Source organism: Aeromicrobium sp. S22, assembly GCF_009661045.1.
Taxonomy (GTDB): Bacteria; Actinomycetota; Actinomycetes; order Propionibacteriales; family Nocardioidaceae; genus Aeromicrobium; species Aeromicrobium yanjiei.
Genome location: NZ_WJWV01000002.1, coordinates 511775 through 526842, shown reverse-complemented (window position 1 = coordinate 526842; position 15068 = coordinate 511775). Strand labels below are relative to the sequence as shown.

At 69.3% G+C, this 15068-nt stretch carries 10 protein-coding genes; 4 read left to right on the top strand and 6 right to left on the bottom strand.

What is annotated here, in order from left to right:
* The first annotated feature begins 33 nt into the window (after positions 1 to 33).
* From GEV27_RS11195 to GEV27_RS11185, 3 genes are all read left to right on the top strand, one after another.
* Positions 34 to 1512, top strand: a complete 1479-nt coding sequence (locus GEV27_RS11195) for a glutamate--cysteine ligase (RefSeq protein WP_153934320.1) — start codon at positions 34 to 36, stop codon at positions 1510 to 1512.
* A 195-nt stretch (positions 1513 to 1707) separates the two neighbouring features.
* On the top strand, positions 1708 to 3012 hold the full coding sequence (locus tag GEV27_RS11190) for an RNA polymerase sigma factor (protein ID WP_153652453.1): 1305 nt from the start codon (positions 1708 to 1710) through the stop codon (positions 3010 to 3012).
* 268 nt (positions 3013 to 3280) lie between these two features.
* Positions 3281 to 4804, top strand: a complete 1524-nt coding sequence (locus GEV27_RS11185) for a phospholipase D-like domain-containing protein (RefSeq protein ID WP_153934318.1) — start codon at positions 3281 to 3283, stop codon at positions 4802 to 4804.
* A gap of 64 nt (positions 4805 to 4868) precedes the next feature.
* Here GEV27_RS11185 and GEV27_RS11180 read toward each other — a convergent pair whose 3' ends face one another.
* Entirely contained in the window at positions 4869 to 5135 is a 267-nt protein-coding gene (locus GEV27_RS11180) for a hypothetical protein (protein ID WP_153911432.1), read from the bottom strand.
* Between the two features lie 136 nt (positions 5136 to 5271).
* On the opposite strand from GEV27_RS11180, the gene GEV27_RS11175 reads away from it, so the two are divergent.
* The gene (locus GEV27_RS11175; RefSeq protein ID WP_153911431.1) at positions 5272 to 7362 is read left to right on the top strand and encodes a type IIA DNA topoisomerase subunit B; all 2091 of its coding nucleotides are present in this window, start codon (positions 5272 to 5274) and stop codon (positions 7360 to 7362) included.
* Positions 7363 to 7371: 9 nt separating this feature from the next.
* On the opposite strand, the gene GEV27_RS11170 is transcribed toward GEV27_RS11175, so the two are convergent.
* The 5 genes from GEV27_RS11170 to GEV27_RS11150 are packed head-to-tail and all read right to left on the bottom strand — an operon-like array spanning position 7372 to position 14970.
* Complete coding sequence (locus GEV27_RS11170; RefSeq protein WP_194944185.1) at positions 7372 to 9489, bottom strand: acyltransferase family protein; 2118 nt, start codon at positions 9487 to 9489, stop codon at positions 7372 to 7374.
* Between the two features lie 5 nt (positions 9490 to 9494).
* Positions 9495 to 9989 carry a carbonic anhydrase gene (locus GEV27_RS11165; RefSeq protein WP_153652458.1) on the bottom strand — a complete coding sequence of 165 codons (495 nt, stop codon included), beginning with the start codon at positions 9987 to 9989 and terminating at the stop codon, positions 9495 to 9497.
* A gap of 29 nt (positions 9990 to 10018) precedes the next feature.
* Entirely contained in the window at positions 10019 to 11764 is a 1746-nt protein-coding gene (locus tag GEV27_RS11160) for an MFS transporter (protein ID WP_153911429.1), read from the bottom strand.
* Positions 11765 to 11771: 7 nt separating this feature from the next.
* Positions 11772 to 12476 (bottom strand): LppX_LprAFG lipoprotein, encoded by a 705-nt coding sequence (locus GEV27_RS11155; RefSeq protein ID WP_194944184.1) that lies wholly within the window; start codon positions 12474 to 12476, stop codon positions 11772 to 11774.
* Positions 12477 to 12480: 4 nt separating this feature from the next.
* On the bottom strand, positions 12481 to 14970 hold the full coding sequence (locus GEV27_RS11150) for a DNA topoisomerase (ATP-hydrolyzing) subunit A (RefSeq protein ID WP_153934312.1): 2490 nt from the start codon (positions 14968 to 14970) through the stop codon (positions 12481 to 12483).
* Between the last annotated feature and the right edge of the window lie 98 nt (positions 14971 to 15068).

The window sequence follows — 15068 nt, the reverse complement described above, 5'->3', positions numbered from 1 at the left end:
GCCGAGGTGCGCAGACCGCTCTACGCTGTCGCCATGGGACAGGACGTCGAAGCACGCGAGTTCAGCCGCGAGGACCGGACGCTCTACCGCACCAAGGTGCGCCGGTGCCTCGACGTGTTCGCCCGGATGCTGGGGGAGCGCGACTTCTCCTTCGAGCACCCGCACGTCGGGATCGAGATCGAGTTCAACCTCATCGACGCGCTCGGCGACCCGTCCCTGCGCAATGACGACGCGCTCGCCGCGATTGCCGATCCGGACTTCCAGACCGAGCTCGGGCTGTTCAACATCGAGATCAACGTCGCGCCCACCCGCATCGCCGGCAACGGCCTCGACGTGCTGGAGTCGGCGCTGCGCGACGACCTCAACGCCGCCCAGGCCAAGGCCACGTCCGTCGACACCAACCTGCTGATGATCGGCATCCTGCCGACCCTGCAGGACGGTCACCTGAGCCGTGAGGCCATCTCGGCCAATCCGCGCTACCACCTGCTGTCCGACCAGATCCTGTCCGCGCGCGGGGAGGACATCGAGATCGTGATCGACGGGGTCGACCGTCTGGACACCACGGCCGACACGATCATCCCCGAGGCCGCGTGCACCAGCACACAGCTGCACCTGCAGGTCGAGCCGGACGACTTCGCCCCGATGTGGAACGCCGCGCAGGCGATCGCCGGGGTCCAGGTCGCGATCGGTGCCAACTCGCCCTTCCTGCTCGGCCAGCAGCTGTGGCACGAGACCCGCATCGCGCTGTTCGAGCAGGCGACCGACACCCGCAGCGAGGAGCTGAAGACGCAAGGCGTACGTCCCCGGGTGTTCTTCGGCGAGCGCTGGATCACCTCGGTGTTCGACCTGTTCGAGGAGAACGTGCGCTACTTCCCCTCCCTGCTCCCGATCGTCGACGAGGAGGACCCGCTCGAGGAGCTCGAGGCGGGCCGCATCCCCCAGCTCGCCGAGCTGCGGCTGCACAACGGCACCGTCTACCGGTGGAACAGGCCGATCTACGACATCGCCGACGGGCGCCCGCACCTGCGCATCGAGAACCGGCTGCTGCCCGCGGGGCCGACCGTCGTCGACACCATGGCGAACGCCGCCCTGTTCTACGGGCTGGTGACGGTCCTCGGCACGAGTGAGCGCCCGGTGTGGTCCCAGCTGTCGTTCCGCGCTGCCGAGGACAACTTCCACCAGGCGGCCCGTGCGGGCATCGAGGCCGACGTCTACTGGCCGGGTGTCGGGACGGTCGCGGTCCGCGAGCTCGCGCTGCGGCAGCTGCTGCCGCTCGCCGACACCGGCCTCGAGCAGATGGGGGTCGACACCGCCGTACGGGACCGGCTGCTCGGGATCATCGAGCAGCGCTGCATCACCGGGCGCAACGGCGCGACCTGGCTGATCGAGGAGTTCGCCCACCGGACCCGCACGTCGGGCGACCGGGCCGAGGCGATGCGGGCGACCACGCTGGCGTACGAGGAGCACATGCACGCGGGGGACCCGGTCCACCTGTGGCCGACCCGTGGCTGAGAGGACCCTGAGATGGAATCGGTTGGCGGCCCGTGTCACACTTGCTGCAGAGGTTGACCACAGCCCTCTTTGTTGCGCCCATCTACCGTTTGTGAGGTTGACGTGCCGGTGAATCCCGCTTCAGGATCTCCCCTCGGCGTCGTCAAGAAGCTCCTCTCAGGAGCCTCAGAAGACGATTCCAGCAAGGCGCCCGACGTGAGCGCGGCTCCGGCCAAGAAGACCGCGGCCAAGAAGACCACATCCCCTGCGAAAACAGAAACGACCGTGACCAAGACTTCATCGAGCCCCGCCAAGAAGACCGCAGCCAAGAAGGCGCCGGCCAAGAAGGCGGCCGCCAAGGCCGCCGCAGCTGCCGAGGAGGGCACGGTCCCCGCGGCCGTCGACCTCGCCGAGGCTCTGGAGACGCCCGTCGTCGATGGCACCGTGCTGGTGGATGCCCAGGGCAAGAAGATCCTCCCCGACATCCCCGACGAGGAGTTCGAGAAGGACCTGGCGACCGATCCGACGCTGAAGGAGGACGAGAAGTCCTCCTACACGCTGTCGGCGGCCGATGAGTCCGACGAGCCCGTCCAGCAGGTCATGGTCGCCGGCGCGACGGCCGACCCGGTCAAGGACTACCTCAAGCAGATCGGCAAGGTCTCGCTGCTGACCGCCGGCCAGGAGGTCGAGCTGGCCAAGCGCATCGAGGCCGGACTCTTCAGCGAGGAGAAGCTCGCCAAGGGCGGCCGCCTCTCGGAGAAGAGCCGTGAAGAGCTCGAGTGGATCGTCGTCGACGGTCGCCGCGCCAAGAACCACCTGCTCGAGGCCAACCTGCGTCTTGTCGTCTCGCTGGCCAAGCGCTACACGGGTCGCGGCATGCTCTTCCTGGACCTGATCCAGGAGGGCAACCTCGGTCTGATCCGCGCGGTCGAGAAGTTCGACTACACCAAGGGCTTCAAGTTCTCGACGTACGCGACGTGGTGGATCCGCCAGGCGATCACCCGCGCGATGGCCGACCAGGCCCGCACGATCCGCATCCCGGTCCACATGGTCGAGGTCATCAACAAGCTCGCCCGTGTCCAGCGCCAGATGCTGCAGGACCTGGGCCGTGAGCCCACGCCCGAAGAGCTCGCGATCGAGCTGGACATGACGCCCGAGAAGGTCGTCGAGGTCCAGAAGTACGGCCGCGAGCCGATCAGCCTGCACACGCCGCTCGGCGAGGACGGCGACTCGGAGTTCGGTGACCTCATCGAGGACTCCGAGGCCATCGTCCCGGCCGACGCGGTGTCGTTCACGCTCCTGCAGGAGCAGCTGCACGCGGTCCTGGACACGCTCTCCGAGCGCGAGTCCGGTGTCGTCTCGATGCGCTTCGGCCTCACCGACGGCCAGCCCAAGACGCTCGACGAGATCGGCAAGGTCTACGGCGTGACGCGTGAGCGCATCCGCCAGATCGAGTCCAAGACCATGAGCAAGCTGCGTCACCCGTCGCGCTCGCAGGTCCTGCGCGACTACCTCGACTGAGCACACGCACGTGAACCGGTCCGCTTCCCGCACGGGAGGCGGACCGTTCTCGTTCTGGGCCGCGCACGGACCGTCCGGCACCCGGTTCGCCCGGGCAGATGGTTACATGCTGTCGCCCGCCGCGCCCTGATTCGCCGAGGAGGGCGGACCGGCGGGTCATCTGGGTTAGACTGCCACGACATCGACGAGCGTCTCGGAGACCAGACCTGTGCAAAAAACCGGCGGACCACAGCACGTAGTGCGCGTAATCGGGGTGGGCGTCCTGGCCGTGAGCCTCCTGCTGGGCTTCGGCTCGGTGGCCTCCAACGCCGAGAACGTCCAGGACGAGCCAGCAGCGGCAGCGACCCCCACGGCCGCTCCCACGACTCCGGCTCCCACGGCGACGGAGGAGCCGGCTGCTCCCGACGCGACGACGACACCGCCCCCGAAGGTCAGGGCGGCGGCTGCGTCCCCGTACGGCAGCAACTACCCGGTGACGCTCGAGACCAACTTCTCGCGTCCGTTCAAGGCGATCTCCAGCTCGGCCAACAGCGACTTCTCGCTGCTGAACGACCTGGAGCGGCTGATCCGCGGCTCCTACAAGGATCCGCGCACCGGCAAGATGCGCCCGGCGTCCGTCCGTCGCAGCAACTCGGTGTTCATGTCGATCTCGCGCATGGAGAACTCGCACCGCGTCGGTCGTGAGCTGATCCGCGCGGCCAAGGCCGGCGTCAAGGTCCGGGTGATCCACGGCAAGGCCTCGCAGTCCAAGGAGTCCCGCGCGCTGCAGCGTGCGCTCAAGAAGGGCTCGTTGCGCGACTCGAACTTCAAGATCTGCCAGAAGGGCAAGAGCCTCGCGTGCCTGTCGGGCCTCAACGGCGCGATCATGCACTCCAAGATCCTCCTGGTCAGCAACACGTTCACCCGTGACAACAAGCCCGCCAAGGCAGCGATCTGGTCGGGCTCGGCCAACCTCGGTGGCCCCAGCGGTGAGCGCACGTACAACAACGGCCTGACGATCTACAACGACAAGAAGCTCTGGTACGGCACCCGCCAGATGTGGGACGACATGTACGCCGAGCGCAACGTGGGCAACAACTACCTGCGCTACATCGACAAGCACGCGTCGCGCTACGGCATCAGCGAGTCCGAGCGCAAGAAGTTCGGCTACACCAAGGCCGACCCGGTCAACGGGATGTTCTACTCCAACCTGGCCAACGTGACGATCTACGCGACGCCGATCCTCGCGACGCCGACGAACGGCAAGGACCCGGTCCTCAACCTGCTCAACCGGGTCGTGCCGGACGACCAGTGCCGCATCCGTCTGCAGGAGAACCGGTTCAAGTACCGCCGCATCGCGGTCGCGCAGAAGCTCGTCCAGCTGGCCGACCAGGGCTGCAAGGTCTCCGGCGTCTACTTCGAGGACGACCTCAAGGTCAACCGGGTCGCGCACTGCCAGCTGCACATCCGTATCTGCCGCCCGATCCTGGACGTCTTCAAGACCTCGAGCCGCCGCATCGAGGCCGCATGGGCCAAGCCCCACGACAAGACGATCCTCGTCGAGGCCAAGCTGAAGAAGAACCGCCTCAACCCCGAGGAGGTCGCGATCGACGGGACCAAGTCGGGCAGCTGGCCGAGCGACGGCATCCGCACCAAGCTGGTCCAGGCCGGCTCGGCGGCGCTCACGGGGTCCAACCTCGTGGTCAGCGACGAGATCACGACCGAGACCACCGATCCGGCGGTCTACGAGGACTACCTCCAGCACTGGAAGTCGATCCTGAAGTCCAACGAGATCCACAGCTACCCGTACTGATCGCATGACGAAGGGCCGGCCAGTTTCCTGGCCGGCCCTTCGTCATGTCTGGGGGAGCGGGAGCTCAGTCCTCGTCCACGACCGTCCGCGAGGACGAGCCGAGACGCTCGCTCTCGTCGTGGATCTCGGCAGACATCTCACGCAGCTTCTCTTCGTGCTGACGAGCGTGGTGCGCGCAGAAGAGCAGCTCGCCGCCACCACCGAGGGTGACGCGAACGTACGCCTGTGCACCGCAGCGGTCGCAGCGGTCGAGGGAGCTCAGCTTGGGGGCTGTCAGTGTTGTCACGGTGACCTTCTCTCTGAGCCTGTGCGGATCTGACTGGATCAACATCCAACCACGGAGGCGTATTCCTCGTGGTCTTTGGTGACCTATGACATAGATCCTCCCTGACGGGGACAAACAACCCCGGCAGGCGCGCGGCGGCAGCGCGTGTCAGGAGCGTCGGCACTGGGACTGCTGGATATCCTTGCAGCACACGTCATCGCGAGAGGCACTGATCATCGACAACACGTACGACGCCCGAAATCTCCTGGTCCTCGAGGGTCTGGAGGCGGTGCGCAAGCGCCCCGGCATGTATGTCGGATCGACCGACACGCGCGGCCTCATGCACTGCTTGTGGGAGATCATCGACAACTCGGTCGACGAGGCCCTCGGCGGCCACGGCTCCCACATCCTGGTCGCCCTGCACGCGGACGGCTCGGTCGAGGTGCAGGACCAGGGCCGCGGCGTCCCGGTCGACATCGAGAAGAAGACCGGCCTGACCGGCGTCGAGGTCGTCTACACCAAGCTGCACGCGGGCGGGAAGTTCGGCGGCGGCTCGTACGTCGCCACCGGCGGCCTGCACGGCGTCGGTGCCTCCGTGGTCAACGCGCTGTCGTCGCGCCTGGACGTCGAGGTCGACAAGGGCGGTGCGACCTGGGCGATGTCGTTCCGGCGCGGTGTGCCCGGCGTCTTCGCGGGCGACGGACCCGATGCGGACTTCACCCCCACCAACGAGCTGCGCAAGATCGGCAAGGTCGCCAAGGCCCGCACCGGCACGCGCGTGCGCTACTGGGCCGATCCGCAGATCTTCATCAAGGGGGCCAAGTTCGCGTACGACGAGCTGGTCGCCCGCGCCCGTCAGACCTCCTTCCTGGTCCCGGGTCTCGAGCTGGTCATCCGCGACGAGCGCGGCGAGGTGCCCTCGGAGGAGAAGTTCCGCCACGACGGCGGCATCAGCGAGTTCTGCGAGTTCCTGGCCCCCGACGAGCCGGTCTCGGACGTGCTGCGGCTGCAGGGCGAGGACGTCTTCACCGAGACCGTCCCGCTGCTGGACGACAAGGGCCACATGACGCCGCAGGACATCGAGCGCAATCTTGGCGTCGACGTCGCGCTGCGCTGGGGGACGGGCTACGACACCGAGCTCAAGTCGTTCGTCAACATCATCGCGACGCCCAAGGGCGGCACGCACGTCAACGGCTTCGAGCGCGCGCTCACCAAGACCTTCAACGACGTGCTCAAGACCACGCGGCTGCTGAAGTCCGGCGATCCCGACGTCATCAAGGACGATGCGCTCGAGGGCATGACGGCCGTCGTGACGGTCCGCCTGGCCGAACCGCAGTTCGAGGGGCAGACCAAGGAGGTGCTCGGCACCCCCGCCGTCACCAAGATCGTCAACCAGGTCGTGAGCCGCGAGCTCAAGGCGTTCCTGACGTCCTCCAAGGCGGCGGAGAAGGCCAAGGCCCGCCTCGTGATGCAGAAGGTCGTCGACGCGTCCCGCACGCGTCTGGCGGCCCGTCAGCAGCGCGACACCCAGCGCCGCAAGAACGCGCTGGAGTCCAGCGCGCTGCCGGCCAAGCTCGCCGACTGCCGCAGCAACGACGTCGAGCGCTCCGAGCTGTTCATCGTCGAGGGCGACTCCGCGCTCGGCACGGCCAAGTCGGCCCGGGACTCGGAGTTCCAGGCCCTGCTGCCCATCCGCGGCAAGATCCTCAACGTCCAGAAGGCCAGCATCGGCGACATGCTCAAGAACGCCGAGTGCTCCTCGATCATCCAGGTCGTGGGGGCCGGCTCGGGTCGTACGTTTGACGTCGACGCCGCCCGCTACGGTCGCATCATCTTCATGGCCGACGCCGACTCCGACGGTGCGCACATCCGCTGCCTCCTGGCGACGCTGTTCTTCCGCTACATGCGCGAGCTCGTCGACGCGGGACGCGTCTACACCGCGGTGCCGCCGCTGCACCGCATCGAGCTGACGAACCCCAAGAAGGGGCAGGAGAAGTACGTCTACACCTACTCCGACCCCGAGCTGCAGCGCACGATGGCCGAGCTGAAGCGCAAGGGCATCAAGTGGAAGGACCCGGTGCAGCGCTACAAGGGCCTCGGCGAGATGGACGCCTCCCAGCTCGCGGAGACCACGATGGACCCGCGGCACCGCACCCTGCGCCGGCTCACGGTCGACGACGGCGAGGAGGCGGCCGAGGTGTTCGAGCTGCTGATGGGCAACGAGGTCCCGCCGCGCAAGGAGTTCATCGTCCAGGGCGCCTACGAGATCGACGCCGACAAGATCGACGCCTGACGCAGCCCGTCAGCCGTCCCGGCGGGCGGCCAGCAGGCCGTCCTCGTCGAGCCGCTGCTCGATGTACGGCTTCATGGTCGCCATGTACGTCTTGCTGACGTGGGTGCGGTCGCGGTAGACGTTGACGCCACCGATCACGGCCGGGCACTTCTCGTCGTCGCAGTAGAAGCGGGTGAAGTCGTACAGCCGGGCGCCCTTGACCTCCTTGGCGGCCCCCACCAACGGGTCGAAGTTGGGGAACGCCTTGTCGCGGGGGAGCGCGCAGCTGTCGGGCGTGATCGTCCCCTCCAGGGCCAGGCAGTCGTTGGTGTCGACGGGCTGCGCGGTGTTGTCGCGGAAGGCGACGATCGGGACGCCGCGCTCGGCCAGGGGGCGCCAGGTCGTGGCGAAGCCGGCGACCTGCTCCTTCGGCCCGGTCGCGGGCCGCGGGTGGGCGAGCGCCCCGGTGACGATCAGGTCGATGTCGTCGGCGTTCTTCAAGAGGTACGCGTTGACGTTGTCGCGCCACTCGTAGCAGCCCTCGGCGATCGTGCGGTCGGGGTTGGGGTGCGGATTGCTCGACCAGTTGCAGCCGGCCTTGACCTGGACCTCGAGGAAGAGCTTGCCCTCCTTCGCCATGGGCACGAACGCAGGCAGGAGCGCCCGGGCGTGCGAGTCACCGATCACGACCACGTGGGGCAGCGTGGGGTCCTTGGGGTCACCGAAGGTGCAGGTCGTGCGCACCTCGTTGTCCGAGGTCTGGCAGCCCGGGTAGTTGGGGTTGTCGCGCCGGATCGCGGTCGTGTCGGGCACCAGGAGCCCGTCCAGCTCGGGGTTGTCGCAGGGCTGGTCGGGGTCCATCGAGGCCGCACCGAAGCAGCGCGGGGTGTCCTTGGTGATGTTCTCCTTGAGCTGCTCGGCGCGATCGGCCTCGGCGTTGGCGTGCTGCACGCCGCCGAGGCAGGCGGCGGCGAGGCAGGCGGCGGCGACCGACGTGAACGCGAAGGTCACCGTGCTGCGCTGGATGCCGAGCTTGCGACCCGTGCGCACCGGGTCCTCGACGTAGCGCTTGGTGAGAGCGGCGGCCGCGAACGTCGCCACCAGGATCCCGACGCGCGGCCAGAAGCCGAGCTCGTGGCCGAGGATCACCGGGAGCAGGACGATCGGCGGCCAGTGCCACAGGTAGAGCGGGTAGGAGATGTCGCCGGTCCACTGCACGAAGCGGCGCTCGATGATCCACCGAGGGGAGAGGCGCGAGTCCGGCATGCCGGCCGCGATGACGGCGACCGTCGCGAGCACGGGCAGCAGGGCCGCCGTGCCGGGGAACGGGGTCGAGCCGGTCAGCTCGAGGCCGCAGTAGACCAGCACCGCGATGCCGGCCCACGACACGAGGGCCGCGACGTGCGGCGTGACGGGGTGCGTGCGGCGGCGGCCGGGTGCCGCGCGGAGCGTCAGGAGGGCCAGCAGGGCGCCGGCGCCGAACTCCCAGGCCCGGGTGAACGTGGAGAAGTACGCGAAGGACACGTTGTCGTACGTCATCCACCACGAGTAGCCGAAGCTGGCGATCGTGACGGCTGCGACGACCACGGTGACGGTGGTGAGGCGGCGTGCGCCGACGCGCGCGGCGAGCAGGATCGAGGCCAGCACGATGAGCGGCCACGCGACGTAGAACTGCTCCTCGACCGACAGCGTCCAGTAGTGCTGCGCCACGCTGGGCGCGTTCTCCGCCGCGAGATAGTCGACCGCGTCGAAGGCGAGGCGCCAGTTCTGGAAGTACAGGGCCGAGGCGAGGATCTCGCGGAAGTTCTGCCCCCAGTTGAGCAGCGGCATCCACAGGTAGACCGCGAGGGCCGAGGTCGCGAGCACGAGGTACGCAGCAGGCAGCAGGCGGCGGGCCCGGCGGGCCCAGAACCGGCCGAGCCGGATGCGCCCGGTCGTCTCCGCCTCGCGCGCAAGGTGGGCGGTGATGAGGAAGCCGGAGATGACGAAGAAGACGTCGACGCCCATGAAGCCGCCGGGCAGGCGCCCGGGCCACAGGTGGTACAGGACGACGAGCAGCGCGGCGCCGGCGCGCAGCGCCTGGATCTCGGGCCGGACCGGGCGAGGAGTGCGCTGGGTGGCGGGTGCGTCAGCGGGTGCGGACGGCACCGGCATCAGTCGACACGCTCGAGCAGACCTGTGTCGACGTCGTACACGAATCCACCGACCGCCACGTCCTCACGGATCAGCGGGTGCGAGCGGACCCGCATGACATCGGCCTTGACGGTGTTGCGCTGGTCGACGATCGCGCCGAGCGTCATCCAGGACGCGTCGGTGCCTGCGCTGTCGGCGATGCGGGCCTTGAGCTCGTCCTCGGTCGACGAGGCCATCGCGCAGCGCGTGTGCTCCACGATGAGGATCCGCTCGACCTGCAGCAGGTTGACGCCCAGCACGAGGGCGACCAGGGCCTGGTCGGTCACGCGCCCGCCCGGGTTGCGCAGGATCTTGGCGTCGCCGGGCTTGAGGCCGATCATCCGCAGCGGGTCGATGCGCGAGTCCATGCAGGTGACCATCGCGACCCCGGCACGGGCGATGCCGTCGAAGCCGGAGAGGTCGAAGCTGTTGGCGTAGGAAGTGTTGGCCTCGAGGAGGTCGTCGAAGTCGCGCATGGCACAAGGGTAACGAGCCGGGGGCGTCATCAGGCTGCAGGCTCGGCGGGTGACGTCGCCGCGGGGCGGAGCAGCACCAGCGCGAGCACGGCCGCGAGCGCTGCGCAGCCGGCTGCGCCCACGAACACCGCGTGCAGCTGGGTGATGCCGGCGTCGATCTGGGCGTCCTTGTACGCCTGGCAGAGCCGCGCCTCGCCGTTGCACAGCTGCGCGGCCGGGGGGATCTTCTCGGTCGCGGAGTAGAACGCGCGCAGGCCGATCGTGGTGAGGGCCGAGATGCCCAGCAGCATCCCGACCATGCGCGCGACGATCAGCAGGGCGGACGCGACGCCGTGGACCGCGTCGGCGGTGTGCGCGAGCAGGGCGGCGTTGACCGGTGCGATCGCCACGCCGAAGCCGAGACCGCCCAGCACGAGCGACCAGGTCTCGACCGGATGGTCCAGCGAGGTGCGGCCCCACGTGGTCATGTGCCAGAACGCGACTGCGCTCATCAGCATCGCGACGGCGGTCAGCACGTGCGCCGGCACCCGGCGCAGCAGCCAGCCGCCGATCAGGGCGCCGACCGGCAGGGCGACCAGGAAGCGTACGAGCACGAGCGCCGCGTCGAGCTGGGAGTCGCGGTGGACCGTGAGCCTGGCGAAGAACGGGATGTCGACCAGCGCGGCGATGAGGGAGGCGCCGACGAAGAACGACACGACCAGCGCACCCCATGCGGGCCGTGAGCTGAGCGCTCCCCGCGGGATCAGCGGCTGCGGTGCGCGGCGCTGGCGGATCGCGAAGCCGATGAACGCGGCGACCGCGATCGGCAGCAGCCACGGGGCATCGGGGGACACCGCGCCGCTCTCGGGCTCGGCGGAGGCGAACGTCACGATCACGGCGCCGAGACCGGTCGTCAGCAGCAGTGCCCCCCAGATGTCGGTCTCGCGGGCGAGCGCCGGCCAGCCGCGCCACGCGACGAGCGGGTGGCGGGCGGTCGCGAGTCGCAGCAGGAACAGCGCGATCACGGCGAACGTCGCGAGGGCGAGCGGGGTCAGCCAGCGGGAGTCGCCGGTCACGGGAAGGTACGCGCGGCCGATCTCGACGTCCTGCACCAGCCGCGTGGGCGCGAGCATCACCAGCGCGACGCCCGTCAGCGCGAGCACGCCCAGCACGGCCCCCAGGATGTCGAGGCGCTTGCCCGCCGTCGCGTCGTGCACGGCGTCCCGCAACGGGACCATCGCCGCCGCGAGGACCAGGCCGATCGCGCAGTTGAGCCAGAAGATCGTGCGCCAGTCGCCGAACGCCAGGACTGCGGCGCCGTACAGCGGTCCGAGGACGCTGCCGAGCTCCTGGACCGCGCCGACCACGCCGAGGGGCATCCCGCGGCGGTGGGGCGGCCAGAGATCAGCCACGAGCGCGAGCGTCGGCGGGATGAGTCCTCCGCCGCCGATGCCCTGGATGAGCCGCCCCGCGACCACGGTCTCGAGGTCGTACGCGGCCGCGGTCACGACGGAGCCGACCGCGAAGACGACCAGCGAGCCCAGCAGGACGGGCACCCGGCCCCGCAGGTCCGAGATGCGCCCGATCAGCGGCAGCACACCGACGTAGCCGAGCAGGAAGCCCGAGACGATCGGCGCCGCGCGCTGCAGGTCGTCCAGGTTGAGCCCGACCGTGCTCATCATGTCGGGCAGGGCCAGCACGACGACGTACGTGTCGGCGGCCGCGAACGCGATCGCGACGGCTGCCAGCGCCAGCAGGACCTTGGAGGCAGGCCTGATGGCCGGAGGCTGCGTCATGCCGCGGTCAGGGCTTGGTGATGCTGACCGGCGTGTCCGACGTGCTGAGGGAGACGGTGTAGGTGACCGCGCCGCCCCCGGGGTAGAACGCGCCGCTCAGCGTGGCGTCGCGCAGCTCGTCGTCGTCATCGAGGCGGTAGGTGACCTGGAACTCCTGGTCGGCCGTCGCGGACGGGATGATCGTGGCCACGACGTCGCCGGGCAGCGTGCCCTTGATCGTGGTGAGCACGTCCTTGCCGTCGCGGGACTGCCCGGCGTCGCGGAGCTTCGTGGTCTTGACGAGGATCTGCGAGATGCCCTTGTCGGCCGACACCAGCGCCGCGGGATCGGGAGCCTTGAGGTCCTGCGGGTCGATCACGGTGAAGTCGGGCAGGAACCCGGTCTTGGCCCAGACCTTGCCGTCCACCGCGACGACGTCCGCACCCAGGCTCGAACCGCCCGTGACGACGTTGACCTTGCCCGTGAACGCGGGGGAGTGGTTGCCCTTGCCGGTGGCCGACAGGAGCCCCGTGATGCCGTCGGGGAGTCGCTTGGTCGCGAGCGCGATGTTGATGGTCTCGGCGGTGTCGAGAGTCTTCTTGGCCGTGTCGAGACGGGCCTGGAGCTTGTCGGTGTCGCCGCCCTTCGGCTCGGAGGAGTCCGATCCTCCGGTGCAGCCGGTCAGGGCCAGGAGGGTCGCGAGCAGGACAGGGAGAAGGTGACGGGTGCGCACGCGCTCAGTCTCCCACGGCGGGGTCCGGCGAATCGGTGACATCGCTGACATCGATGCGGCCCGCGGGCGGTCCGGCCACCGCCAGGATCGGCTGCGCGACCGGCACGCCGGAGCCGTCCCGGCGATCGCTCACCGGGGGCAGGTCGACCGCGGAGCCGCTGGTCGCGCACGCCATCGGGGTGCCGTCGCCGACCCAGGCCAGCAGCAGCCCGTCCTCGCCCTTGAGCAGCCGCTGGCAGCGGACGCCGCCGGTGGCCCGGCCCTTGGGCGGGTAGATCGACAGCGGGCTGACCTTGACCGCACCGTTCTGGGTGCCGGGCAGCGCATTGGCCGAGCCCGCCACCGTCACGACGTACGCATCGTCCACGTCGGCGACCGCGCCGAACGAGACCACCCGCTGGCCGGCCGCGAGCTTGATGCCGGCGACGCCACCGCCGGAGCGTCCCTGCGGACGGACCAGGGAGGCCGAGAAGTACAGCAGCTGCGCATCGGACGTCACGAAGGCGAGCTGCTCCTCGCCCGACTCCAGCACCGCGGCCCCGACCACGGCGTCGCCGTCAGCCAGCGAGATGAGCTCCCACTGGTCGCGCGACAGGTGATCGGGCCGGACCCGCTTGACGACGCCCTGTCGGGTGCCGAGCGCAATGCCGGGACCGTCCTCGTCGAACGTCATGAGGGCGAGCGCGGCCGAGTCGAGCTCGGCGACCTCGCTGAGGGGCAGCCCGCCCTGCAGGTTGGGCGAGTGGGCGCTCGGCGGGAGGCCGGGCAGCTCCAGGACGCTGATGCGGTGCACCGTGCCGGCAGCGGTGATGACGCCCACCTCGCCGCGGGCCGTCGTACGGACGGCCGAGACGATCGTGTCGTGCTTGACCCGGCGGTCGACCGCTCCGAGGGGGGAGTCGTCGGACGTACGGGCGAGCAGCCCGGTCGCCGAGAGCAGCACCCAGCACGGGTCGTCGGCGACCTCCAGCGGGGACGCGGCCGTCGCGGTCTGGCCGGACGACTCCAGCAGGACCGTGCGGCGGGGCGTGCCGAAGGTCTGGGCCATCTCGTTGAGCTCGTCGCCGACGACCGTCCGCAGGAGGCTCTCGTCGCCGAGGATCGCGTCGAGCTGCTCGATCGTGCGGCGCAGCTCCTCGATCTCCTTCTCGACCTCGATGCGGTCGTAGCGGGTCAGGCGTCCCAGCGTCAGGTCGAGGATGTAGGTCGCCTGCGGATCGGACAGGTCGAACACCGACATCAGGCGTTCCTTGGCCTCCCCACGGTTCTCGCTGGAGCGCACGAGCTGGATGACCTCGTCGATGTCGAGCAGGGCCAGCAGCATGCCCTCGAGCAGGTGCAGGCGGTCGGCGGCCTTGCCGCGGCGGAACGTCGTGCGCCGGCGCACGACGTCGATGCGGTGCTCGAGGTAGACCTCCAGCATCTGCTTGAGGCCCAGCGTGCGGGGCTGGCCGTCGACCAGTGCGACCGCGTTGATGCCGAACGAGCTCTCCATCGGGGTGCTCTTGTAGAGCTGCTCGAGGATCGTCTCGGGGATGTAGCCGTTCTTGATCTCGATGACCAGCTGGAGGCCCTTGTGGCGGTCCGTGAGGTTCTTGAGGTCCGAGATGCCCTGCAGCTTCTTCGCCTGGACGAGCTTCTTGATCGCCTCGATGACCTTCTCGGGTCCCACGTTGTAGGGCAGCTCGGTGATCACGATGCCCTTCTTGCGGGGCGTGACGTTCTCGATGCGGGCCGAGGCGCGCATGCGGAATGAGCCGTTGCCCGTCGCGTACGCGTCGCGCACCCCCTCGAGACCCACGATCTTGCCGCCGGTGGGCAGATCGGGCCCGGGGATGAACCGCATGAGGTCGTCGAGATCGGCCTTGGGGTGCTTGATCAGGTGCCGCAGCGCCTGCACGACCTCGATGAGGTTGTGCGGGGCGATGTTGGTGGCCATGCCCACCGCGATGCCGCTCGCGCCGTTGACCAGGAGATTGGGCAGGGCGGCGGGCAGCACGACCGGCTCGAGCTCGCGGCCGTCGTAGTTGGGCCGGAAGTCGACCGTGTCCTCGTTGATCGAGGCGGTCATCGCCTCGGCGGCCGCGTCCATGCGGATCTCGGTGTAACGCATCGCGGCGGGCGGATCGTCCGGCGAGCCGAAGTTGCCGTGGCCGTCGGCCAGCGGGAGCCGCAGGGACCACGGCTGCACGAGACGGACCAGGGCGTCGTAGATCGCGCTGTCGCCGTGCGGGTGCAGCCGGCCCATGACCTCGCCGACCGGCCGGGCGCTCTTGACGTGCCCGCGGTCGCTGCGCAGGCCCATGTCGTCCATCGTGAAGAGGAGACGTCGCTGGACCGGCTTGAGGCCGTCGCGGGCGTCGGGGAGGGCGCGGGAGTAGATGACCGAGTAGGCGTACTCCAGGAAGCTGGATCGCATCTCGTCGCCGACGTCGGTGTCGAGGATGTGCTCCTCGAACTCCTCCTCGGGAGCCTGCTTGCTGGTGCGGGCCATGCCTTCCTCTCCTGGACGTGCGTGAGCAACCATTTTCCCCCGTGGCGCGCCTGCGGACTCCACCGCCACGCCGTGCGGCGACCCGATAGGTTGGGACC